This window comes from Deinococcus sp. QL22 (assembly GCF_023370075.1).
GTDB lineage: Bacteria > Deinococcota > Deinococci > Deinococcales > Deinococcaceae > Deinococcus.
On record NZ_CP097149.1, the window covers coordinates 911,192 to 934,259 of the forward strand.

The window sequence follows — 23,068 nt, forward strand, 5'->3', positions numbered from 1 at the left end:
ACGGGTGAACCGGGCCACTAGGCTGGGCAGGTGTGAGGGCGTGGGTTACAGGCGGCTGCACTGGCCTTCGCGGTTGCCGCCTACCCGGTTGGAGCCGCCCTGCGGGGTGCGGGCGTTGCGCTCACACTTCAGGTTGCCGTCTACCGTCACGCGCGATACGGTCAGGGCACCTGTATTGCGTTCCAGTTCGATGTTGCCGCCCACACGGGTGTCCCCAACCAGTACGTCGCGTCCCCGCTGAGCCTCGATATTGCCGTCAATGACGCTGCCCTGCACAGAGATACGCACGAATCCGTCATCAGACTCCACGTTGCCTTCCACCTGGGTATTTTTGAGAATGAGACTGCCGCCGCGTGACACCTTGACATCGCCGTCGACTCGCGTGTTGACCAGCGTGCAGGACGCGCCCTGCCTCACCTGCACATTGCCGTCTATGCTGCGCCCACTGATGGTGCCGGAACAGGTCAGGTCGTCGGCCTGTGCGCGGGGCAAAGCCAGCATTGGCACCAGCAGCACAGCGGTCAGCAAAATGTTCTTCATCCCCTGAGAGTAGGGGCGGCCTCCTCCATTCATGCTCAAGAAATGAAGGCACGCCTTTAGCTGTCTTTGTTGATGGCCAAGGTCAAGTTCAGTTCGCTGCTCCTTGCCCGGGAGCCCAACGACTCGTACAGGGCGCGGGCTTCTGGCGTGGTGCCGAGGCTGATGCGTGAGATGCCCCGGCTCCGGGCGGCGGCAAGGCAGGCCAGCATGGCGGCGCGGGCGTGGCCCTGCCTGCGGTGATCGGGTTGCGTCCAGACATTCACAATTCGGCCCCGAAATGACTGCGGATCGCCCCGCGTCGGCCCCCATTCCAACAGGGTCAGGCCCGCGCCGGAGATGACGGTTCCCCCATTCCCCACAGTCAAGAATCTCAGATACTTGCCGTTCTGCATGGCCTCTTCTACCCACGCGGCATGACTCGGCCGCTCCTGCGCGTCGCCACCGGCGGGGTAACGGTGCAGGGCAAAGGTAAGGGCGTCGGCAGGCGTGGCGGCACGGAGCATGGGCAGAGGCTAGCAATTCGCGGGGTCATGTCAAACTACCGGCATGACGGAGCAACGAGTGCAGATCAAGGGACGCATTGGCGGCCTGACACAAGGCTATGACGTCCAGGCCGAATGGAACGGCTCAGAACTGCATGGGCGCATCGGCGGGCGCTTTGAGGGCAAGGATATTCGCCTGACCTTGCAACGTGAGCGCGTAGATGGACGCATCGGCGGGCATTTTGACGGCTTCGATGCCAATGGCGAACTCTCGACCAACCGCATGGATGTGCGTCTGGGCGGGCGAATTGAAGGCGACAGTGTGGAATTGACCTTCGACGGTTCGCAGATTTATGGGCGCTTTTCGGGGCGAATCATGGGGAAAGATGTCAGGCTGAACGCCAGCGGTGCCAGCCTCAGTGGACGCATTGGCGGCGTACTGGACGGCAAAGATGTGGAGATGAGCTTTGGCACGGCTCCGGTCTTACTGGCCGCCCTGAGCGCCGTGTGTGCCTACAAAGCGCTCGAAGATCATCAGGCGCAGGAAAGCAGCAACGCGGCTTCGTCGTCTGCCTCAACCTCGTAAGCGACAAGGCCTCCTGAGCGGCGCAGCCTGAGCCACAAGGCCAGATTCTCCAGCAAGCCGCACATTCCGCGCCGGGGGTGCGTGATACCTTCCGGCCAACATGACTGCACCCCACACGACGGCAGGGATGGCGCAAGACACGGCAATTCAGACTCCCGCAGCGCAGACGCTGAAAGAACTGCTCCAGACGCCCGCTTATTTGGGCCGCACTCCGTTTGATGGGGTGCGTCGCACCGTCCACGACGAGGTACGTGGCAACCTGATGCTGAAGCTGCGAACGGGCGAAGACCTGTTTCCCGGCGTGGTGGGCTACGACGACACCGTGATTCCCCAACTGGTGAACGCGCTGCTGGCCCGCCAGAACTTTATTTTGCTGGGACTGCGCGGACAGGCCAAGAGCCGGATTCTGCGGGCCATCACGGGCCTGATGGATGACTTTGTTCCCGTGATTTCGGGCGTGGAAATGCCCGACGATCCCCTGAACCCAGTGGGTGCAGAAGGCCGCGCCCTGCTGGAAGCGCACGGGCTGGACTTGCCGATTCGCTGGCTGCCCCGTGCTGACCGCTACGTAGAAAAACTCGCCACGCCCGATGTGACAGTGGCCGACCTGATCGGCGACGTAGACCCCATCAAGGCCGCCCGCCTCGGCACCAGCCTGGGCGACGTGCGCTCCATGCACTTTGGCCTGCTGCCCCGCGCCAACCGGGGAATTTTTGCCGTAAACGAATTGGCCGATCTTGCGCCCAAAGTGCAGGTCGCGCTGTTCAACATCCTTCAGGAAGGCGACGTACAGATCAAAGGCTACCCCATCCGCCTTGAACTGGACGTGATGCTGGTGTTTTCCGCCAACCCGGAAGACTACACGGCACGCGGCAAAATCGTCACGCCCCTGAAAGACCGCATCGGCAGCGAAATCCGCACCCACTACCCCACCGATGTGCGCCTCGGCATGAACATCACGGAGCAGGAAGCGGTACGCGGCGAGGACGTGACCGTGCCCGGATTTATGGCCGAACTGATTGAGGAAATCGCCTTTCAGGCCCGCGAAGATGGCCGCGTGGACAAGCTTTCGGGCGTGTCTCAGCGCCTGCCGATCAGCCTGATGGAAGTGGCGAGCGCCAACGCCGAACGCCGCAGCCTGACCGGAGATGGCCAACCTGTGGTGCGGGTCAGCGACGTGTACGCGGGACTTCCCGCCATTACGGGCAAGATGGAACTGGAATACGAGGGCGAGATGAAGGGGGCCGATCAGGTGGCCCGCGACGTGATCCGCAAGGCCGCCGGAGCCGTGTACGCCCGCCGCCACGCCAGCGCCGATACCCGCGACCTGGAAAAGTGGTTTGAAGACGGCAACGTGTTCCGCTTTCCTCAGGGCGGCGACCCCGCTGCTGGCATGAAAGCCACCGCACAGGTGCCCGGCCTGCGTGACCTTGCCGTAGAAATTGCCGACAGCAACAGCGACGCCGTGCGGGTCAGTGCCGCCGAATTCATTTTGGAAGGCCTGTATGGCCGCAAGAAACTGAGCCGGGCCGAAGAAACCTACGCCGCACCAGAACAGGAAACCCGTCAGCAGCGGGGCGGACGCTGGAACTGAGCACAACTCAACTGTCCTGACCTTTTAAGTCCCCCCGCCGTACACAGCGTCCCTGCAAAGGAATGTTGTGCGCGGCGGGGATTTCGCTTTGCCATCCAACGGGGCAAGTAGGATAGGGCATCTACCCTGCCCCGGAGGTTTCGCCATGCCCGACTTTCGCCGCCCTACCTCTCTGCTGACCGCCCTTTTCGCTGCCGCGGCTCTGGGTCAGGGCACGCCCGCCACAACGCCGCCGACCACCGCTCCCCGCGCCATTTTGTTCCGACTGGTAGAGAACACGGCTGCGGTAGTCGGCACGCTGGACGGCCCCGCTACTGCTCGCCGCTGGACGCCCGGTGAGTCGTTGGGGCCACTGGCACACCAACAGATCGGGACGACGGTGAAAGCAACTGTGCTGGGGCCAACGGGCAAATTGGGGACGGCCACTGTCGGCGGGCGGATCGAAACCAACGATCCCTGCGATTGGGTGCGCGAAACCCGCTACCTGACCACCGTCAAAACTGTGTTTCCGGCCCATGCTCTGAGTGCACCGTGGAACCCCGTGCCGCGCATCATTACAGCCTTGCCACTCAACAGCGCCCCCTATTTGGCTATCGTCTCTGCCGAACTGAAAAAATGGGGCCTGACCGCTACACCGCGCCTCGTGCAACTGCTCCGCACCGATCTGGACGGCAATGGACGGGACGACATTCTGATGGTGGCCGCCAGCGATCCGGTGACGTTTGGGGAAGGCGTCATGAACGGCGGGTACGCCGAACGTGCAGGACAGTACTCGCTGGTGCTGGTGCGCGAATCGTTGCCGGGCGGTGTCAAAACCAGTGTGTTGGGCAAGCGAATCTTCAAAACCGCTCCGGCCCCCGGTACCTTCCCAGAAATGTTGACCCAGCGCATAGGCGCAGTGGCCGATCTGAACGGCGACGGCCGGATGGAAGTGCTGGTAGACGACTACGTACATGAGGGCGAGGGCACGACGGTCTGGCAAAGCGGCGCGGGAAACCGGGGAATGGCGAAGGTGCTGGAATGGGGCTGCGGGGTCTGATCGGGTGGTAGGAGGTCGGCTATAGGTTGTAGGAGAACGACTTCAAACTCCTTCCCACAGCCCACACGCCCCATCACTCCTAATACAACTTGCCCAGCACATCGTCCTTCATCACAAAGCTCTGCTCTTTGGTCGGAAATTGCCCGGCGCGGACTTCGGCGGCGTAGGCGGCAATAGCTTCGCGGGCGTCCCGGCCCAGTTCGGCATACCGTTTGGCGAGTTTCTTTTCGTCGCCCTCGTACAGGCCCAGAAGGTCGTGGTACACCAACACCTGTCCTTTGCAGTACACGCCCGCGCCAATGCCGATGGTGGGCACGGTCAGACGTTCGGTAATCAGGCGGGCCAACCGAGCAGGAATGGCTTCCAGCACCACCGCGAAGGCTCCGGCATCCTGTAAGGCCTGTGCGCCATCTACCGTGCGGCGGGCGCTTTCCTCGTCTTTGCCCTGCACCTTCAAGCCGCCCTGCGCGGTGGCGGTCTGGGGCATCAGGCCCACGTGTCCCATCACCGGAATCCCGTTCCGAGACAGCACACGCACCACGTCCAGCACTTCGGGGGTGGCCCCTTCCATCTTCACGGCGTCGGCCCCCGTTTCCTGAATCACGCGCACGGCGGCCCGCATCGCGTCGGTGACTCCGGTGTGGTACGTGCCAAAGGGCAAATCGACGACCAGAAAGGTGTTCTGCGCCCCCCGGCGCACGGCGCGGGCGTGGTGAATCATGTCGCTTAAGGTCACGGGCGCGGTGGAGTCGTAGCCCAGCACCACGTTGCCCAGCGAGTCGCCCACCAGAATCAGGTCGGCCCCGCCCCGCTCGGCGTGAATACCACCGGGATAGTCGTAGGCCGTGACCATCACCAGGGGTTCGGCGGCGGTCATCAGTTCGGGCACGCTGCGTTTCATGGGATTACGGTAGCAGGACGCGGGCCAAAAGCGGTCTAAGGGTCGAGGGTCTAAGGGTCTGAGAACAGCTAAAGACTGGGGCGTGAAGCTGCCGCACACAGCATCGCCCCCGCCCTGGCACCTTAGACCCTCGACTTTTAGACCCTTAGACGCCGCACCTTTAGACTTATGCCGCCTAAACGCCCCCTACCCCTTGATCACCTCGCCGTAGCGCCCCAGTACCAGATAAATGATCCAGCCCGTGACCGCCACATACAGCCAGACCGGAACTGTCCAGCGCACCCAGGCCCGGTGTTTGTTGAAGAATCCACGGGCGGCGGGTGCGTCGATATTGCTCAGATTTTTGGCGGCCTTCAGCCCCTTATAGGCGTTCCAGAGTGCGCCCACCGCCAGCGGCAGATTCAGGGTCGCCAGAATAATGTGACTGATCAGCAGCACGTAATAGGCCGTGCGCCAGGTGTCGGGGCCTGCATACCTCTTTTCGTAGCCGAGGCCAAGGCGGGTCAGGTACAGCACCAGAAAAATGGTGGCAAAGCTGCTGGCCAGGATCATGGCCCGCATATGTGCTTCGCGGTTTTGATTGCGAATAAAGAACACGCCAAAGCAAAGCGCGATGCCGCTGAGGACGATGGTAATGACCGCCCACTGGTTGATAGTTTCCGCCATATTGCCCGGACTATAGACGCAAGGGGCCGGGGCGAGTGTCCGGGGGGGGCTAGAAGGTGGTCTTGGTTTAAAATGACTACGTAGGTCAGCTATACTTGACCAGATGCCAGATAGCGCCAGGCAAACGCAACTCGCCCTGATAGACAGCCTGGCCCGTGCCAGACGGCTCGCCATGAGCATTGTCCTGCCTGTTGTCTGCCTGCTTTCCATTGTAACTATCGTCTTAACCAATGATGGTTTGAGCTACCATGCCTATAACACACCAATCTATTCAACCATCGTCGTCTGGTTTTTACTGTCCTGGTGTGGTGTTCGCTTGTATCCTGGAAACGAATTGCCCTATGTATCTATGCCGTTGGCATGTAGTTTTTTCCTAATTTCAAAACTTACTGCTCTTATCATGTTCGCAGAGGGAAGTGACTTTTCTTTAGGCCTTATAGAGGGCATGATCTGGCTTTACGCAGTTATCGTTTTTGCCCTAATCAATAGCACACTTATTTTTTACTGGTAATACTCATTGGGCCTGATGTCTGTTCTATCACTTATTAGTCTATTTTACGCTTTAAGCAATTTAGATAGTGCCAATGCCACTTCAAACCTTGTTGCTCTTACACAACTCAATTCCGTCGGCTGGATTATTCTGACGGGTTCTAAAGGATACATGTTGAGAAAGGAAATGCATACGGAACATGTGACCAGAATGACAACTCTTGAAAGGATCGTCTATACCGATATTCTGACCAACCTGCGAAACAGGCGTTATTTGAATCATTATTTGCAAGACTTTTTAGAAACTCCCAACTCCAATATTCTCTCGCTGCTTTTTATCGACCTTGATAGCTTTAAACTGGTAAATGATACCCTAGGACATACGAAGGGCGATGAGTTACTAAAGCAGGTGGCCCAGCTGCTCCTGAAGTCCTGTGGGCTACAAGCAGTGGTCACTCGCATGAACGGAGATGGGTTTGTGGTGGTGTTGCCAGAGACCTCCGGGGCAGAGGCCGAACTTATAGGCCGTCAAATTCTCAAACATCTTCAGGCCGATGGACTCGAATTGGGGGCAGAATTCAAGCCCTTCCGCCTGACACTCAGCATCGGCATCAGTGTTTACCCTGAAGATGGCCTGACGAGCGAAGAACTCCTGCGTCATGCGGACAGTGCCATGTTCGCCGTCAAGCGCAACGGGAAACAAAATGTTCGCCGCTATAATCCCGCCGACGACGCCGAAACGGAATACCGGCAGGAATTGGCCCGCGAGTTGGCAGGGGCCCTAAGCCGGCAAGAGATCTCTTTGGTGTTCCAGCCTTTGTATGATCTCAAAACAGGCGAACTGGTGAAAGCAGAGGTGCTGATGCGCTGGCATCATCCTGTCCTTGGTTGGGTTTCACCTGCTGCCTTTATTCCAGTGGCCGAACAAAGCGGATTAATCAATGCGCTTGGACTATGGGCCTTGCAGCAGAGTTGCGGGTACGCCCGTCTATGGCCTAACGTCATATTGTGCGTCAATGTCTCTGTTCTGCAGCCGCTTCAAGCAAACTTCGCACAACAAATTACTGAACTCCTGCACGAATATGCCTTACCAGCCAGCCGCCTAGAGTTGGAACTGACCGAAACCACCCTGATGGAAGACAATTCCAACACGCTTGAAGCGCTGCGTAGCCTGAAGAAAACTGGCGTGGGCCTGACGATCGACGATTTTGGTATCGGGTATTCCAATTTGGCCCGCCTGCGAACCTTACCCGTCAAGACACTGAAGATGGATCAGAGTTTTACCAGGCATCTGGCCGGGTCAGAACTCGACCAACGCTACGCCCAGGGCATGATCAATGCTGTGGTGCAGGTCAGCGATATTGCGGGGCTGCACGTCACCGCCGAGGGCATCGAGACCTTCGAGCAGTTGCAAACCGTTCGTGCCCTCGGCTGTCATACCGGGCAAGGCTACTTTCTGGCCCGTCCATGCAATGCAGAGCAGTTTGAGTCCATGCTCCACACCCCTGTGGCGACCTGGGTCACGCTCTGACAGTCTCTGCCTAGGCGAACAAGCTCTGGGCTGACAGAAACTTAATGACTATCAGTTTCTTCAGATTGTACCCCAAAGTCTAAATGACGTTATGGGTAAGTTATATTTTGATGATACTATGGATTTGAGTTCTCAAAGCCGACATAGTGTAACAGAAGATCTAGCGACGTCGAGACGACGGGCTCTAGTAATTATGATGCCGTTTGTTGTATTGGCAACTATTATTACTGAATATACGACAAGAGATTCGCTCAGTTATCATACTTACAACACTCCGCTTCTCACTACTGCTTTTATTATTCATTCAATCTGCGGGATATTAATGTACCTTAGGTGGCGTGGGGAGACACCCTATGTTATATTTTCATGTTCATCGATGATTTTTGCTGTATCTAAATTAATTCTACTGCTTATTTATTCAACACCGGAATATCTACCGTATGGAATCTCCGAATCTGTTATTTGGGTTTATCCTATCATAACTTTTCTCTTGCTTAATAGTCTTCAGCACTATTATTGGAACATGTCTATCCTTTTTATGTCCGCGATAAGTCTGGTTAGTCTAATATACGGATTAGTCTGGATTGGTGACAGCAGTATAGAGATTGCAATTACATCTCTTCTGCATTTTAATCTTACCGGATGGATTGTTATTCTAGCCGCAAGGGGATATATTATACAAAAGCAAATATACTCGGAGCAAATGGAGAAGCTTAATCATCTAGAAAGCATTGTATATATTGACCTTCTGACCGGACTACATAATCGAAGGTACTTAGAAAAATATTTGAGCGATTACATTTTCGCCAATATCAATGGAAACTGTTCAATAATTTTCATAGATTTGGATAATTTCAAACTAATAAATGACAGCTTAGGACATGAACAAGGCGATGAGGTTCTCAAACGAGTCGCCAAACTATTTATTGAGTCTAGTAAATCTCAGATGCTCGTCACCAGACTGAATGGGGATCAATTTGTGCTGGTTATACCCTCCGATCGTGGCGAGCAGGCCGAATACTTCAGTCGTGTCATCTCAGATCATCTGCATTCTGAGGGCCTAAGACTAACTCCAGATTTCAATCATATCCACCTTACCCTGAGTATCGGCATCAGTGTCTATCCTGATGACGCACAACAACCCAAAGAACTCCTGCGTCATGCCGATAGTGCCATGCTAGCAGTTAAGAGATCCGGCAAGCATGGTTTAAAGCGGTATAATTCAACAGATGATGGATCAACGGAAGATCAACAACGAATGGTTCATGACCTGCATGGAGCTATAGAACGTAACGAGATCTCTATTCTCTTTCAACCTATCTATAATGTCGATGGTGGGAAGATAAGCAAACTAGAAGTGCTGATGCGCTGGCAGCACCCAACCCTGGGGTTCGTCTTGCCAGAAATATTCATCCCACTGGCAGAGCAGTTCGGTTTGATCGTTCCTTTGGGCCAATGGGTTATTAAACAGAGTTGCCGCTTTGCCCTGCATTGGGATGGCATTCAGGTCTGCGTCAACGTTTCTGCCCTTCAGTTGTCACAGACCAACTTTATACAAGAACTCGCCCATGCTTTGGCCGAATACCAGATCAAGCCATCTCAACTGGCTCTAGAGTTGACCGAGACAGTCTTGATGCAAGAGAATCCTCATACAGAGCGGGTTTTACAACAAATCAACGACATGGGTGTCGATCTCATCATAGACGACTTTGGAATGGGTTATTCAAATCTCAATCGTTTGCGAACCTTACCTATACAGGCCCTAAAAATAGATAGAAGTTTTACAGCCAATGTAATCGGCACAGAAACCAAACACCTATACGCACAGCAGATGGTAACGGCGACCGTGAGCCTAAGCGACATTGCCAGCCTAAAAGTGACGGCAGAAGGCGTAGAAACCAGAGAACAATTGGAGATGATGCAGCGTTTGGGCTGCCATTTCGGGCAGGGCTACTTTTTTTCCAAACCCTATACTCCTGAGCAGATCGACGCTTTATTGTTGGAGGCTCTCCCTTTTGGCCTCCCACACCCGACCGCCCCCTAGAGCAGTTGTCCGAATTACAGCGTCGGGAAAAAACCTTCTGCCCCTTCCCTTCTCCCAGCTGCCCTCTCAAATTCACTCCGTTCGGTCAGAAACGAACAAGACTTCTGACCCATGCTCCAAGCCTCAGCGGGCGAGGGACAATCTTCTACCGGGGGTGGCGCATAGAATAGCGGGCGATGAGCGCGTGGGGCCAAGAACTGGAATCAGCAACGGCTCAGGCCAGAAGGCGCGAAAGGGACGGTGGAAGAATGAGCAAGACCCTAACAGTTACCCGCGCAGGAGCGGGCGCGTGGTTGTCCCGGCTGGCCTGGGGGGCGCTGGCCTACAACATCCTGGTGATCTTGTGGGGCGCGGTGGTACGCATTACGGGCGCGGGCGCGGGCTGCGGCGAACATTGGCCGCTGTGCAACGGCGTGGTCGTGCCGCAAGACCCCACCCTCCATACCATCATCGAACTGAGTCACCGCCTCACCAGCAGCCTGAGTGGCCTTCTGGCGATCGCGCTGGTCGTGCTGGCGTTCCGGGCCACCCCCAAAGGCCATATAGCGCGGTTGGGCGCTGTGCTGAGCCTCGGCCTGATCATTCTGGAAGGTCTGGTGGGCGGCGTGCAAGTCCTGTTGGGCCTCACTGCCGACAGCACCGACCCGGCACGCGGACTGGTGCAGGGCATCCACCTCGCCAACACCTTTTTGCTGCTGGGGGCGTTACTGCTGACCGCACTCTGGGCTTCTGGCGGGCCACGTCTGAAACTCAGGAAGCAGGGCGCGGCAGGCTGGGCCAGCTTTGCGGGGCTGGGGCTGCTGCTGGTGCTGGGCGCGGCAGGTGCAGTGACCGCGTTGGGCGACCTGTTGTTCCTGCCCGCCGATGGCAGCACGCCTATTTCTACCGTCAAACGTGATTTTGCGGCGACGGCCACCATCATCGAGAATCTGCGGGTGCTTCACCCGATGCTGGCCATCCTGACCAGTGCTTATCTGGTGTGGCTGGGCCTGTTGTTGCGGCGGGTGCGGCCCAGCGCCGAGGTCAACCGCTGGAGTCTGGTGCTGTGGGGCCTGCTGGGAGCGCAAATGGTGGCCGGGTTTGCCAACATCTCCCTGAAAGCCCCCGGCTGGATGCAACTGACGCATCTGCTGCTGGCCTGCATCATGTGGCTCGCAACGGTCATGCTGACCTACCGCGCCCTGACTGCCCTGAGTGTGTCTCCGGCTGCCAATCCCATCCTCTCTCCCCTCTCTGACACAGCCCGAACCACCCCCAAAGGACGCAATGCGTGACTGCCCTAACTGATTCTGCCGCCCCTGCCCGTGCCACCTGGCGCGATTACCTCTCGCTGACCAAACCCAAGGTCATCAGCCTGCTGCTGTGGACGACCCTGACCGCGATGGTGATGGCGGCGCGGGGCTGGCCGGGTCTGTGGCTGATGCTGGTGGTGGGCGTGGCAGGCTATATGTCGGCGGGTTCGGCAGGCGTGTTCAACATGATCATTGACCGCGACATTGACCTGAAGATGGCCCGCACCGCCCAGCGCCCGGTCACGAGCGGCATGATTTCGGCTCAGAATGCCGCGATCTTCGGCACCACCCTGCAAGTCCTGTCGTTCGTGATGCTGTGGGTCTGGGGATCGCCGCTGGCCGCGTGGATGAGCCTCGCCGGATTCCTGACCTACGTGGTGGTCTATACGCTGTGGCTGAAGCGCACCACCTGGCACAACATCGTGCTGGGCGGGGCCGCCGGGTGCTTTCCGCCGCTGGTGGGCTGGGCCGCCGTGACTGGAGAGCTGAACCTGTTCGCGTGGTTCCTGTTCGCCATCATCTTCTTCTGGACTCCCGTGCATTTTTGGGCGCTGGCCCTGATGATCAAGGATGAATACCGCGAGGTAGGCATTCCGATGCTGCCGGTGGTTCACGGCGACAAGCTGACGGTGGCCCAGATCGGTCTGTACGCCATCTATACGGTGGTGCTGTCGGTGATGCCTGTGTTCTTCCGTGAAGTCGGCGCGATCTACTTCATCTCGGCGGCCATGCTGGGCGGGCTGCTGCTTCAGCGGTCTTGGGTGCTGTACAAGCATGTGATGGCCGGAAACGCCGTGGAACGCCGCGTGGCCGTGCCGCTGTACCTGTATTCCATGCTGTATCTGGCGCTGCTGTTTGTGGCTGGAGCGCTAGACCGGGTGGTGTTCGCGCACCTGTTGTGAACAACCGGGGTTGGTCAGTGGAAAAAGCGCAGACAGCAAGATTGTCCTGCGCTTTTCGCCTGTCCGCACCCCACCATCTACAACCTATCCCCCCCTTCAGGACACATGACTCCCCCTCCACCTGATCTCATAGCCATTGGCCCTGACCGATCGGTAGAATGCAGAGGAACAGAAGACAGTTCTTCGGCCAGTCTGCGGGCTGGATGGGGGGCAAATTTTCCCCACGTGACGCTTTACACTAGGGGGGTTACGTTCGGCCATTCCCCTATGGCCAATCCACTGGGACAGCATAGAAAGGAGCGAAGTTGAACACCAACCACCACCAGAGGCCGGGGCACTCCCGTTTCAGGCGCAGCCGCGCCCTTCCGCTGGCCCTTACGGCGCTGGGCGGGGCGCTGCTCACCGGCTGCCAGCAGGTCAACCAGACGCTCAGCATCGGAGATATGTCGTCGGGCTACAACCGCGAAATCTTCTGGATGAGCGTGTGGGCCATCGCGCTGTCCATCATCATTTTTATTGGTGTGTCGTATGCCCTGTTTTACACGGTCAACAAGTTCCGTGAAGATAAGCACGACGCGCCGCCCGCACAATTCCACGGCAACAACCGCCTAGAAGTGATTCTGGTGGTCGTGCCCGTGATCATCGTGGTGTTCCTGAGCGTGCTGACGGTTCGCAGCATGGCCCGCCTGAACCCCACGCCCCAAAACGTCGTGAATATCGACGTGCTGGGCCGCCAGTTCTGGTGGAACTTTGCCTACCCCGAAGCGCCAGCAGCGGCGGGCGGCGTGGTCACCAACGGCAACGAAATCATCATTCCGACCCGTCAGCAGGTGGCCCTGACCATTACCAGCGGCGACGTCATTCACGGCTTCTGGGCCCCCAACATCGGCGGACAGCGGGCCGCCATGCCTGCCGTCAAGAAAACTTGGCAGGTAGACACAGACCGCCCCGGGGCGTATCAGGGCAACTGCTCGCAGCTGTGCGGAGCCAGCCACGCCAACATGCGCTACAAGGTAGTGGCGCTGGAACCCGAACGCTACAACACATTCATTACCGCCGCCCGCGCCTACCGCGCCCCGGAGCCTGCCCCCGGCAGCGCCGAAGCACGCGGCTACACCCTGTTCATGCAGGGCAAGACTTCTACGGGCGCGCTGTCCTGCGCCGCCTGCCACCGCGTTCAGGGCACGCCCGCTGCGGGTGCGGCCGGCCCCGACCTCAGCTTTTTCGGCACGCGCCGCACGTTGGGCGCGGGCATGTGGGAAGGCGAACGCGCACGCGAAATGCTGCACGAATGGATCAAGCACAGCCCTCAGGTCAAGCCCGGCAGCCTGATGCCCACCTACGACGGCAGTGAATACCGCGTGAACGGCAAAATTCAGAAGGGTGGAATCCTGACCGACGCCGAAATCGACGACGTGTCGGCCTACATTCGCTCACTGAAGCTGCCCGAAGAAGCGGACTACTGGCAAGGCACACCCGTGATCGGCGCAAAAGGAGGAAGCCAGTGACCGTTCAGCACGCTCCCCCACAAGTCAAGGTGGCCCGGCCCAGCATCCTGGAAGTGTTGCTGGACTACATGAAAACCACCGATCACAAGAAGATCGGCACGCTGTACATCGTGACCAGCATCCTGGCGTTCGGGATCGGCGGCCTGATGGCGGTGGGCATCCGCTTGCAGTTGGCGCTGCCAGAACAGTCATTCCTGGTAGGCAACACCTACAACCAGGTGCTGACCCTGCACGCCGCCCTGATGATCTTCTTTTTCCTGATTCCGATTGGACTCTTCGGCTTCGGAAACTGGTTCCTGCCCCTGCAACTGGGCGTGCGTGACGTGGCCCTGCCGCGCGTCAACACGTTTGCGGTGTGGCTGTTCATCTTCAGCCTGATTCTGGTCATCACGGGCCTCGCCAACGGCGGCGCACCCGGCGTGGGCTGGACGTTCTATTACCCGCTGAGTGTGGATGCCAACCAGACCGGCGTGGCCGTGCTGATGGTCGCCCTGATCCTCAACGGCATCGCGTCGTTGCTGGGCAGTGCCAACTTTGCCGCCACCATCGTCAACCTGCGTGCCCCCGGCATGAGCCTCTGGAAGATGCCCATTTTCGTCTGGAGCATCTTCGCCACCTCCATCTTGCAGCTGATCTCGCTAGGCGGCCTGACCGCTGCGGCGCTGGTCACCTACCTCGAAATCAAGCTGGGCCTGAGCATGTTCAACCCCGGCATCGGCGGCGTGCCCGTGCTGATGCAGCAGTTTTTCTGGTTCTACTCGCACCCCGCCGTATACGTGATGCTGCTGCCCTACCTCGGTATTGCCGCCGAAATCGCGTCTACGATGGCCCGCAAGCCCCTGTTCGGCTACCGCGTGATGGTGTATTCCATCCTGGGTATCGTGCTGGTGTCGCTGCTGGTATGGGTTCACCACATGTTTGCCGTGGGCCTGCCCGAAAGCTGGCAGATCGCCTTCATGATCGCCACCCTGATCGTGGCCGTACCCACGGGCGTGAAAATCTTCAACCTGATCGGCACGCTCTGGGGCGGACGCATCATCATGAAGACGCCTACCTACTGGCTGGTCGGCTTCATCTTCAACTTCCTGATCGGCGGGATCACGGGCGTGAGCCTCGGCATGATTCCCTTCGATTACCAGGTCACGATGTCGTACTACGTGGTGGCGCACTTCCACAACGTGATGATGTTCGGCACGGCGTTCCTGGCGATGGGCGGCCTGTACTACTGGTGGCCCAAGATGACCGGGCGCTTCCTGAGCGAAAAAATCGGGATGTGGCACTTCTGGTTGTTTATGGTCGGCTCGTGGATGACCTTCTTGCCCCAGTACATTCTGGGCTTGCTGGGTATGCCGCGCCGCTACTACACCTACCCCGAAGGCAACTTTGCCTGGACGGAACTGAACTTTATTTCTACGCTGGGTGCACTGATCCTGCTGGCAGGCGGCGTGACCTGGGTCTGGAACATGATCCAGAGCTTCCAGCGCCCCATTACCGCTGGGCCTAACCCCTGGGGCGGCTTTACGCTGGAATGGACGGCGGCCAGCCCTCCTGCGGCGTACAACTTTGCCCACGAGTTCCCCCGCTCCTTTCCCACCGAGCGCCCGCTATACGACTGGGAAAAGAACGGCGACACCCTGACGCCCGTCGACCCCAAGACCATCCACCTGCCTGTCGATTCCATCTGGCCCTTTATCACGGCGTTTGGTCTGCTGCTGATGGGTTATGGCCTGAGCTTCGGCTGGTTCACCAACTACACCCCCGGCGGCGGCCTGCGCGGATTTTTCGATGCCAGCTTCGGGCATATCCTCGCCTCTATCGTCTTGTACCTCAGCTTCCCCGTGTTCTTCTACGGCCTGTTCAAGTGGGCTGGAACCCGTGAATACGACGTGCCTGTGGAGCACCATCACCTCACCAAGTACGACAACGGTTTCATGGGCATGAGCTGGTTCATCATCTCCGAAGTGGGCCTGTTCGGCGTGCTGATCGCCGGTTACGTATACCTGCGCGTCATCGGTGCCGCCGAGCCGCCTGCCCTGCGCCCCAACATCTGGCTGGCGGCCCTCAACACCCTGATTCTGGTGTCCAGTTCCTTTGTGCTGCACAAGGCCGAGCAGGACAACCATCAGGGCCGCCACACCATGTTCCGCCTCGGCCTGTTTATTACCCTGATTCTGGGGGCCGTGTTCATGCTGTTCCAGGTCTACGAATTCGCGCTGTTCGGCGTAGAAAACGACTGGAAACAGAACCTGTGGCAAGCCTGCTTCTTTACCATCGTGGGTCTGCACGGTCTGCACATCATCATCGGCGGTACGGGCATCGCCATTCCGTACTACCAGGCCATGACCGGCAAGATGGACAAGTACAACCACGGTTCGATTACGCCCGCCAGCCTGTACTGGCACCTTGTGGACGTGGTATGGCTGCTCATCGTGGCGATCTTCTACGCTTGGTAGGCAAGCTGGAAGGTAGGCACTAGAGAGTAGAAAACGAAAGGTGGGAACGCAGATTAAGCGTTCTCACCTTCTCTTTGATTTGTTTGGCTAGCCCTTCTTGCTCAACTGGCGCTCGGCCCGCTCTACCGCCGCGTTCATGGCCTGTTGGGGGTGCAGCACCACTGGCCCATGTCCGACGGCCAACCGGGTGGGGTGGAGTGCGGCCAGAGTACGTGCACTGGCAAGCGCGGTGGCCCGATCCCATGTTGCCAGCGCAGGCAACGGCGAACGCCACCGCAACTCGGCGCTGGTGCTGACCTGCGAAAAGGTCTGGTAGGCGTCGCCCGCGATCAGGGTGCCGTCGCGGGTATCGAGGAAGGCCAACTGGCCGGGGGTATGACCGGGCGCGGCCACGCTTTGCAGGCTACCCACGCGGTCTCCGGGCGTCAGCAGGCGCGTGGGCTTGGTCTGGGCACGGGCGGCACGCGGCGGCTTTTGCAGTTCGCCCTCGTCGGTGGTCAGGTCGCCATCCATCAGCCGGGCGTCGCGGGCCGAAATCAGCACCTCAGCGCCGGGCAGAGCCGCGTACAGGGCGTCCAAACTGCCGATATGGTCGTCGTGGGCATGCGTAATCAAAATGCGCCGAATAGAAACGCCGAGGCTGGCCGCCGCCTTCAGAATGACCGAGGCCTGGCCTCTGGCTCCGGTATCGACCAGGGTCAGGCCGTCCTCTTCCTGCACCAGATACTGATTGATGAAGCGGAACTGAGACACTTGGGTCAGATAAGCGCCGTGCGTGGTGAGCTTCATAGCACTTCCTTTTGACGAAGGTGAACATTGTTCGTCTTTCTTAAACTTTAGATGGTTGAACCCGTATTGTCAAGACGTACAGTGTTCACCTATCCCGAATTTGGCCTAGACTGTGCCTATGCCTTACCCCGCCAAATTGACGCCTGAAGCCATTTTACAGGCGGCCTCCGTACTGCTGCGGGCAGGCGGCGCAGAAACCGTGGGGATGCGGGCGCTGGCCAGTGCACTTGGGGTGCAACCCAGCAGTTTGTACCGGCATTTTGCAGACCGGGCCGCCGTGTTGGGCGCGCTGGAAGACCAGACCAGCCTTGACCTGAACGTTGCCCTCACGCGGGCCGCTGCCGCCCTTCCCCCTGCAGAGGCGCTGAGAGCCACCGCCCATGCCTACTTGGAGTTTGCCCGCGCTGACCCACACGCTTATAGCCTGCTGCTGGTGCCGCGTGCGCCATATACCGCCCAGCCCGGCCCAGCGCAAGACCTCTGGAAAAGCGTGTTGGCGCTGGTGGGAGCAGTGAGTGGGCAGGCCGACGACACTGCGGCCACTGTCGCGTTCTGGGCCTATATGCACGGATTCGCCACCCTGGAACTCAGTGGGCAATTTGGCCGTAGCGGGCCAAAGGGGGGCTTTGAACGGGGGCTGGACGCCCTGATCGTAGGCCTGTCGCAGCCCGCTTAAGGCTGGTCAGACAGGGCAGGCTGTGGGACACGCGGCCCCGTCTCTCTCCCCTATCCTGCGGGACGATGAAGTGGCTTACTGTTGTTCTGCTGGCCCTTGCTGCCGCTCTGGGCGGCCTCCTGTTCTTCCGTTCGGGTGCTGCCGCGCCGCTGGGGGGCACTGCGCTGGAGGCGCCTGTGGCCCTGCCCAAACTGGCCCTCACCGACGACGCAGGCCGCCCCACCACCTTGGCCGATTCGGGCGGAAAGTTGCGCCTGGTGTTTTACGGCTTCGTGCGCTGCCCGGATGTGTGCCCGGCAACGCTGGCTACCCTGAAAGGCGCATACGAGGAACTGAAGCCGGAGCAACAGGCCAAACTGCGCGTGCAACTGGTCAGCGTGGATCCCGAATTTGACCGCCCCACCGTGCTGCGCGAGTACCTGAACGAATTCAGCGCCGACTTTGTGGGCCTGACCGGAAGCGTGGAAAGCATAGACGCAGCGGCCAAAGCCATGTACGTAACCAACGTTGCGCCGCTGCCCACACCCGCACATCAGGAGCACACCGATCAACCAGATACCGGTAAACCAGACAGTGCGGTGTCGGCAAGCGCGGCGGCCCGCTTGCACGGTGATCAGGTCAGCGTGGTGAATGCGCGGGGCGAGTTCGTACGGGTGTACAGCAATCTAGAAGTGGTAGACGGCACACTGAAACGCGATCTGCCGGGGCTGCTCCAGGAATACGGCTCGTAAGCGGGACAATGGGAACAGCGGGCCTCAGCATTTGCACAGAGGCCCGCCGTTTGGTTGTATCTGTAGGTAGGAGAAGGGTCTGGCCTACCAGAAAATCACTGCCACTTACGCCCCAAGCCGCTGCCCCTCCATGGCGTTGAACACGGCGCCGCCGGGGTCTTGCAGCACCACGAGCCGGCCCCAAGGCGTGTCGGATGGCGGGAACAGGACTTGCCCGCCTGTGGCGACGGCGGCCTGTGCGGCGGCATCCGCGCTGTCGACGGCAAAGTAGACCACCCAGTGCGGGGGCATTTCTGGGGCAAAGTTGTCGTCGTCCATCTGCATCACGCCCGCCGTCCAGTCCTCTCCGTGATGCAGCGTGTGATACGGAATACTGGGGCTGGGCCGACTGGTGGCCCCCAAAAACCCGGTGTAGAACTGGCGTGCAAGTTCCAGATGACGGCTATTGGCCTGCGCCCAGCAGAGGCTGCCGTGTTCGCCCATCAGTTCCATGCCCGTGTGCGTGCCCTCCTGCCACAGCCCGAATACGGCCCCGGTGGGATCGGCGGCCACCGCCATCTGACCCTGATCGCCAATCTGCATCGGCTCTACCATGACCGTGCCGCCCAGATCGCGGATGCGCTGCAGATCGGCCTGTGCGTCGGCGCTGGCAAAGTACAGCGTCCATGCGCCTGCCCCGCCACCCATGTCCGGCATCTGGGGGGCCAGGCCCGCCACCCGCTTTCCGTTCAGGGTGGCGGTGCGGTAGCCGCCGTATTCCTCTACGCCCTCGGAAATGTCCCAGCCGAAGACCAGCCGATAAAAGGGAAGATCGGCGTCCAGATTGGGCGAAGACAGATCGAGCCAAGTTGGGGTTCCGGCGGGGTGGTGGGTGTAGGTAGGCATCGGGGGGCAACCTCTCTGTGGAGCGTGAGGGCGGGACATTGGGGCGAATTGTGACCAAGATCTTGAAGCAAACCGAGTATAAGTTACACTTTGTATTATGTCGAGAACTGAATCAGCTCACCGTTTTGTCTCATGGCAAACTTGAGGCGAAGACTGAGAGACAGACTCCCGTTGCCAATTTCGGAAATAGCGTAATATGGTGGGCATGACCGAACCGCTTGATCCCGCACTCAGGCCCAAAACTCTGACGGAGTATGTGGGCCAGGAACGCCTGAAGGAAAAGCTGGGCGTGTACCTTCAGGCCGCCAAGGGCCGCAAAGAAGCGCTGGATCATACGCTGCTGTTCGGGCCGCCCGGACTGGGCAAGACCACGCTGGCGCACATCATCGCGCACGAACTGGGCGTCAACATCCGCGTGACGTCCGGCCCGGCCATCGAGAAGCCCGGCGATCTGGCGGCCATTCTGACCAACAGCCTCGAAGAAGGCGATGTGTTGTTCATCGACGAAATTCACCGTCTGGGCCGCGTTGCCGAGGAACACCTGTATCCGGCGATGGAAGATTTTAAGCTGGATATCGTGCTGGGGCAGGGGCCAGCCGCCCGCACCATAGAGTTGCCGCTGCCGCGCTTTACGCTGGTGGGCGCAACCACCCGCCCCGGCCTGATCACCGCGCCCATGCGCTCGCGGTTCGGGATCATGGAGCATCTGGAGTACTACACGCCCGAGGAAATTGGCACCAACCTGCTGCGTGACGCCCGCCTGCTGGGGTTCGGGCTGGATGAAACCGCCGCCATAGAAATCGGGGCACGCAGCCGGGGCACCATGCGAATCGCGAAACGTCTGTTGCGCCGGGTGCGCGATTACGCCGAAGTGGCGGGCGAAAGCCTGATCGGGCTAGACCGTGCCATGCACGCGCTGGACAAGCTAGGACTGGACGCAGCGGGCCTCGATGACCGCGATAAGAAGTACCTCGAAACACTGATTCACCGCTTTGCAGGCGGCCCGGTAGGCGTGGACACCCTCGCCACCGCCATCAGCGAGGACGCCCTGACGCTGGAGGACGTGTACGAGCCGTACCTGATCCAGTTGGGCTTCATCAAGCGCACGCCGAGGGGCCGCGTGGCGACGGCGCATGCCTACGATCATCTGGGCCTGCCCGTGAGTGGCGTGGAAGGGGATTTTTCAGGCTTTTTGACCAACTGAGAAAGCAGAGACTGGAAGGTGGATCGTCGTTTCTCTTGCCCACGATCCACCTTCCACGTTCCATTTACACTTCTTGCCATGAGCGCCGCCCCCTCCGCCCCCCAAGTCCAGATGTTCGGCACCAAAAAGAACGCCGCCACCCGCGCCGCCGAGCGCTTTTTTAAGGAGCGGCGGGTCAAGATTCATTTTGTAGACCTGAGCGTGAAGCCGATTGCCAAGGGCGAACTGGCCCGCTTTGTGCAGAAATTTGGCCTGAATGCTCTGCTTGACATGGAAGGCAAAGCCTACGAGCGCTCCAATCTGGCCTACCTGCGAACCACCGAGGAAGGCATCATCACGCGGATCATAGAGACGCCGGAACTGCTGAAGCTCCCGCTGGTACGCGGCGGCAAGGTTTTGACGTTGGGCGAGGACGCGGAGGGTTGGGGGCGGATGCTGGAGGGGTGAGGCCGTGAATCCACATTTTCTGGCAGTCAGTTGCCTTCTCTGCGGTGGTCTGATCTGGCTGGTAGGCAAACGGACTAACGATAAGGTTGTGCGTGGCATCGCTCTTGGCATGTGTGGGATAGCCGTTCTGGGCTGGCTAGAAGCTGTCCGTTAAGCGAACGTAGTTTGGCTATCGGAGTTTGATCCCAGCAGAATAGTTGGGTGACCCGCCGTGCTTCCCCCAGTGACATTGACGAAGACATGTATCACTTCAGGGTGCCGTATTTGGTGTGAAAGCCAGAACATGCGGCGCAGCGAAAGTATCCGCTACGTGAGGGGTTGAATGCGCTGTTTTGGATGGCCCGGACGGGGAGTCAGTGGGCCTATTTGCCACATGATGTTCCACCGTACAAGATCGTCCATGAGCAGGCGATGCGTTGGTTTGAGCGGGGGTGTTTTGAGACGCTGCGCCATGATTTGCGCCTCCTGACGCGTCAGGAGGCACTGAAGAACAACGAACCCACGGTGGCGATCATCGACAGCCGAACGTTGCAAAGCACGCCAGAGAGCGGCCACCGAGCCGGATATGATGGTGGCAAGAAGCGTCACGGCACCAAAATTCATAGGGCTGTCGATACGCTGGGCAACCTCATCACGGTGCTGGCAACCCCAGCCAATGAACAAGACCGGGCACAGGTCCGTGACCTGTGCCGCCACGTTCAGGACGTGACCGGAACGAACGTCGAAGTGGTCTACGCCGATCAAGGGTATACGGGCGATCAAACCGCTCTGGATGCCGCAGAGCGAGGGGTTGAACGACAAGTCATCCAACGGCCCAGCGGGAAAACGGGAGTTATCTTGCTCCCCCAACGCTGGATGGTCGAACGCTCGTTTGCTTGGACATCCCGGTTTCGACGTCTTGGAAGAGATTTGGAACCGTTGTCTTCCACCCTCATCGGCTTTCACTTCGTTGCAGGCTGCCTTCTGCTCCTGAACACACGTCATCCGATTTTCGGTTCGCTTGCCGGATAGCTTCTAGGCTACGTCGCCGCGATGTATTACGCAGTCAATATTTACCGCTGATCCACGCATTATCGAAGAGCCGGAACTGCTGAAGCTCTCAGTACCCGAACCTGGTATGTCAAGTTGGCGGAGAAAAGACCCAAAAAGATCCTATGAATGGGCTGGGATGGGGCCGCCCATGTGACGCGCCTGCAAGGTTCGGTACAGCTCGCGGGCTAGGTGGGTCTTGAGTGCTCGAAGTGCCGCTCGTTTCGTTTTTCCCTCTTGTTCTTTCCTGGTCACGAATGTTTTGGTGCGTTCATCACAGCGCAGCCGGGTCAAGGCCATCAGATGGAGCACCCTGTTGAGCTGTCGGTTGCCACCGACACTCACGCACCAACGCGTGTTCTTCCCACTCCCCCGTTCAACTGGGGCAGCGCCGCAATAACTGGCGAAATGATGGACATCCTCAAACCGCTTGATGTCACCGACTTCGGCGAGCACAGTGCCGGCCAGCACGACGCCGATCCCCTGCAACGTCAACAGGGTGGGGGCCACCTGAGCGACCAGGGTCGCCATGGCGTGTTCCAACTCTTTCAACGCTGCTTCGAGAGAGTCAGTACCGCCTGCAGGGCGGTGCTCAGCGAGTCCGTCGTCGTGTCTGGGAGCGCTTCGAGCATCATCTGGTTGGCTTTACGCTGCTGAGCGAGCTTGTCCCGCGTGCGGGACAATTCCTGCAAGCGGGTGCGCTGCGTGCTGAGCTGGTAGGGCGGGAGCTGTGGGTTGGCCAGCAGCACCCGGGCGACGTTCTCGGCGTCGACTAGGTCGTTCTTTTTCTTGCCGCGACGCGCACGGTATTGGCTGGTCAGGCTGGGATGGATGTGATACACCGACTGATCATTGGCAAAGAGCAGGGCCAACAGGGGAGCGACATACCGGTTGCCTGCACCTTCAATGGCCCAGCAATGCTCTTCGAAACGAGCAGACCAAGCACACAACTGATTCAGGCCGTCGGTGTCGTTCTGGACGCTCAGGCTGTCCAAAACGACGCCCCGAGAGTCGAGAGCGACGGCCGTATGGGTCGTGGGGTGGGGATCAAGTCCAAGAATGATCATGGTGTCCTCCAACAGAGTTCGGCGTTTCACCCCCACCCGCGCAGGTCTGTTCTGGATTGGGCCCGCAGGCAGCCTGGTATCAAGCGAAGAGCAGCGGTGTCGTGCCGTTGAGAAAGAGAACGCGCAATTCGGGTACAAGCGACGAGCGCAGACAGTTTCAGGGCGACGCTCTCTCCTCACCTTATTTTTGACATACAGACAGTTTTCCAGGGG

General features: G+C 59.1%; 22 protein-coding genes and 1 pseudogene. 15 read left to right on the forward strand and 8 right to left on the reverse strand.

What is annotated here, in order from left to right; genetic code table 11:
* Window positions 1-45 precede the first annotated feature (45 nt).
* Both M1R55_RS04335 and M1R55_RS04340 read right to left on the reverse strand, forming a co-directional pair.
* Window positions 46-540: a hypothetical protein gene (locus tag M1R55_RS04335; protein WP_249393500.1), complete on the reverse strand. Its 495-nt coding sequence runs from the start codon at window positions 538-540 to the stop codon at window positions 46-48.
* A gap of 56 nt (window positions 541-596) precedes the next feature.
* On the reverse strand, window positions 597-1,043 hold the full coding sequence (locus M1R55_RS04340) for a GNAT family N-acetyltransferase (RefSeq protein WP_249393501.1): 447 nt from the start codon (window positions 1,041-1,043) through the stop codon (window positions 597-599).
* A 43-nt stretch (window positions 1,044-1,086) separates the two neighbouring features.
* On the opposite strand from M1R55_RS04340, the gene M1R55_RS04345 reads away from it, so the two are divergent.
* The 3 genes from M1R55_RS04345 (at window position 1,087) to M1R55_RS04355 (ending at window position 4,241) form a co-directional block, all read left to right on the forward strand.
* Entirely contained in the window at window positions 1,087-1,608 is a 522-nt protein-coding gene (locus M1R55_RS04345; protein WP_249393502.1) for a hypothetical protein, read from the forward strand.
* A gap of 100 nt (window positions 1,609-1,708) precedes the next feature.
* Window positions 1,709-3,202, forward strand: a complete 1,494-nt coding sequence (locus M1R55_RS04350; RefSeq protein ID WP_371827154.1) for a sigma 54-interacting transcriptional regulator — start codon at window positions 1,709-1,711, stop codon at window positions 3,200-3,202.
* A 145-nt stretch (window positions 3,203-3,347) separates the two neighbouring features.
* Window positions 3,348-4,241: a hypothetical protein gene (locus M1R55_RS04355; protein WP_249393503.1), complete on the forward strand. Its 894-nt coding sequence runs from the start codon at window positions 3,348-3,350 to the stop codon at window positions 4,239-4,241.
* Window positions 4,242-4,320: 79 nt separating this feature from the next.
* Here the strand turns inward: M1R55_RS04355 and panB are convergent, their stop codons facing one another.
* Window positions 4,321-5,142 carry a 3-methyl-2-oxobutanoate hydroxymethyltransferase gene (panB, locus tag M1R55_RS04360; protein WP_249393504.1) on the reverse strand — a complete coding sequence of 274 codons (822 nt, stop codon included), beginning with the start codon at window positions 5,140-5,142 and terminating at the stop codon, window positions 4,321-4,323.
* Between the two features lie 186 nt (window positions 5,143-5,328).
* On the reverse strand, window positions 5,329-5,808 hold the full coding sequence (locus M1R55_RS04365; protein WP_249393505.1) for a DUF420 domain-containing protein: 480 nt from the start codon (window positions 5,806-5,808) through the stop codon (window positions 5,329-5,331).
* Between the two features lie 103 nt (window positions 5,809-5,911).
* On the opposite strand from M1R55_RS04365, the gene M1R55_RS04370 reads away from it, so the two are divergent.
* The 7 genes from M1R55_RS04370 to M1R55_RS04400 all read left to right on the forward strand — a co-directional run bounded on the left by M1R55_RS04370 (window position 5,912) and on the right by M1R55_RS04400 (window position 16,027).
* Window positions 5,912-6,319: a hypothetical protein gene (locus M1R55_RS04370; protein WP_249393506.1), complete on the forward strand. Its 408-nt coding sequence runs from the start codon at window positions 5,912-5,914 to the stop codon at window positions 6,317-6,319.
* A gap of 15 nt (window positions 6,320-6,334) precedes the next feature.
* Window positions 6,335-7,828, forward strand: a complete 1,494-nt coding sequence (locus M1R55_RS04375; protein WP_249393507.1) for a bifunctional diguanylate cyclase/phosphodiesterase — start codon at window positions 6,335-6,337, stop codon at window positions 7,826-7,828.
* 703 nt (window positions 7,829-8,531) lie between these two features.
* A complete protein-coding gene (locus M1R55_RS04380) occupies window positions 8,532-9,872 on the forward strand; it encodes a bifunctional diguanylate cyclase/phosphodiesterase (RefSeq protein WP_249393508.1) in 1,341 nt (446 codons plus the stop codon).
* A 248-nt stretch (window positions 9,873-10,120) separates the two neighbouring features.
* Window positions 10,121-11,146, forward strand: a complete 1,026-nt coding sequence (locus M1R55_RS04385; protein WP_249393509.1) for a heme A synthase — start codon at window positions 10,121-10,123, stop codon at window positions 11,144-11,146.
* Window positions 11,143-12,066: a heme o synthase gene (locus tag M1R55_RS04390; RefSeq protein WP_249393510.1), complete on the forward strand. Its 924-nt coding sequence runs from the start codon at window positions 11,143-11,145 to the stop codon at window positions 12,064-12,066. The genes M1R55_RS04385 and M1R55_RS04390 overlap by 4 nt, the downstream gene beginning before the upstream one ends.
* A gap of 305 nt (window positions 12,067-12,371) precedes the next feature.
* Window positions 12,372-13,574 carry a cytochrome c oxidase subunit II gene (gene coxB / locus M1R55_RS04395; protein ID WP_371827155.1) on the forward strand — a complete coding sequence of 401 codons (1,203 nt, stop codon included), beginning with the start codon at window positions 12,372-12,374 and terminating at the stop codon, window positions 13,572-13,574.
* The gene (locus M1R55_RS04400; RefSeq protein WP_249393511.1) at window positions 13,571-16,027 is read left to right on the forward strand and encodes a cbb3-type cytochrome c oxidase subunit I; all 2,457 of its coding nucleotides are present in this window, start codon (window positions 13,571-13,573) and stop codon (window positions 16,025-16,027) included. Before coxB ends, M1R55_RS04400 begins: the two co-directional genes overlap by 4 nt.
* An 87-nt stretch (window positions 16,028-16,114) precedes the next feature.
* On the opposite strand, the gene M1R55_RS04405 is transcribed toward M1R55_RS04400, so the two are convergent.
* Window positions 16,115-16,816 (reverse strand): MBL fold metallo-hydrolase, encoded by a 702-nt coding sequence (locus M1R55_RS04405; RefSeq protein WP_249393512.1) that lies wholly within the window; start codon window positions 16,814-16,816, stop codon window positions 16,115-16,117.
* 118 nt (window positions 16,817-16,934) lie between these two features.
* On the opposite strand from M1R55_RS04405, the gene M1R55_RS04410 reads away from it, so the two are divergent.
* Together M1R55_RS04410 and M1R55_RS04415 are read left to right on the forward strand one after the other, a co-directional pair.
* Window positions 16,935-17,492, forward strand: coding sequence for a TetR/AcrR family transcriptional regulator (locus tag M1R55_RS04410; protein ID WP_249393513.1), 558 nt, complete (start codon window positions 16,935-16,937; stop codon window positions 17,490-17,492).
* A 65-nt stretch (window positions 17,493-17,557) separates the two neighbouring features.
* Window positions 17,558-18,223: an SCO family protein gene (locus M1R55_RS04415; protein ID WP_249393514.1), complete on the forward strand. Its 666-nt coding sequence runs from the start codon at window positions 17,558-17,560 to the stop codon at window positions 18,221-18,223.
* A 105-nt stretch (window positions 18,224-18,328) separates the two neighbouring features.
* Here the strand turns inward: M1R55_RS04415 and M1R55_RS04420 are convergent, their stop codons facing one another.
* The gene (locus tag M1R55_RS04420; protein WP_249393515.1) at window positions 18,329-19,108 is read right to left on the reverse strand and encodes a VOC family protein; all 780 of its coding nucleotides are present in this window, start codon (window positions 19,106-19,108) and stop codon (window positions 18,329-18,331) included.
* 205 nt (window positions 19,109-19,313) lie between these two features.
* Between M1R55_RS04420 and ruvB the strand changes: the two genes are divergently transcribed.
* The 3 genes and pseudogenes from ruvB (at window position 19,314) to M1R55_RS04435 (ending at window position 21,770) form a co-directional block, all read left to right on the forward strand.
* A complete protein-coding gene (ruvB, locus tag M1R55_RS04425; protein WP_249393516.1) occupies window positions 19,314-20,312 on the forward strand; it encodes a Holliday junction branch migration DNA helicase RuvB in 999 nt (332 codons plus the stop codon).
* Window positions 20,313-20,423: 111 nt separating this feature from the next.
* Complete coding sequence (locus M1R55_RS04430) at window positions 20,424-20,759, forward strand: ArsC/Spx/MgsR family protein (RefSeq protein ID WP_249394127.1); 336 nt, start codon at window positions 20,424-20,426, stop codon at window positions 20,757-20,759.
* 201 nt (window positions 20,760-20,960) lie between these two features.
* Window positions 20,961-21,770, forward strand: a pseudogene (locus M1R55_RS04435) (IS5 family transposase).
* A 141-nt stretch (window positions 21,771-21,911) separates the two neighbouring features.
* On the opposite strand, the gene M1R55_RS04440 reads toward M1R55_RS04435, so the two are convergent.
* Both M1R55_RS04440 and M1R55_RS04445 read right to left on the reverse strand, forming a co-directional pair.
* Window positions 21,912-22,319: an IS110 family transposase gene (locus M1R55_RS04440; RefSeq protein WP_249393517.1), complete on the reverse strand. Its 408-nt coding sequence runs from the start codon at window positions 22,317-22,319 to the stop codon at window positions 21,912-21,914.
* A 17-nt stretch (window positions 22,320-22,336) separates the two neighbouring features.
* On the reverse strand, window positions 22,337-22,855 hold the full coding sequence (locus M1R55_RS04445; RefSeq protein WP_249393518.1) for an IS110 family transposase: 519 nt from the start codon (window positions 22,853-22,855) through the stop codon (window positions 22,337-22,339).
* Window positions 22,856-23,068: the final 213 nt, after the last annotated feature.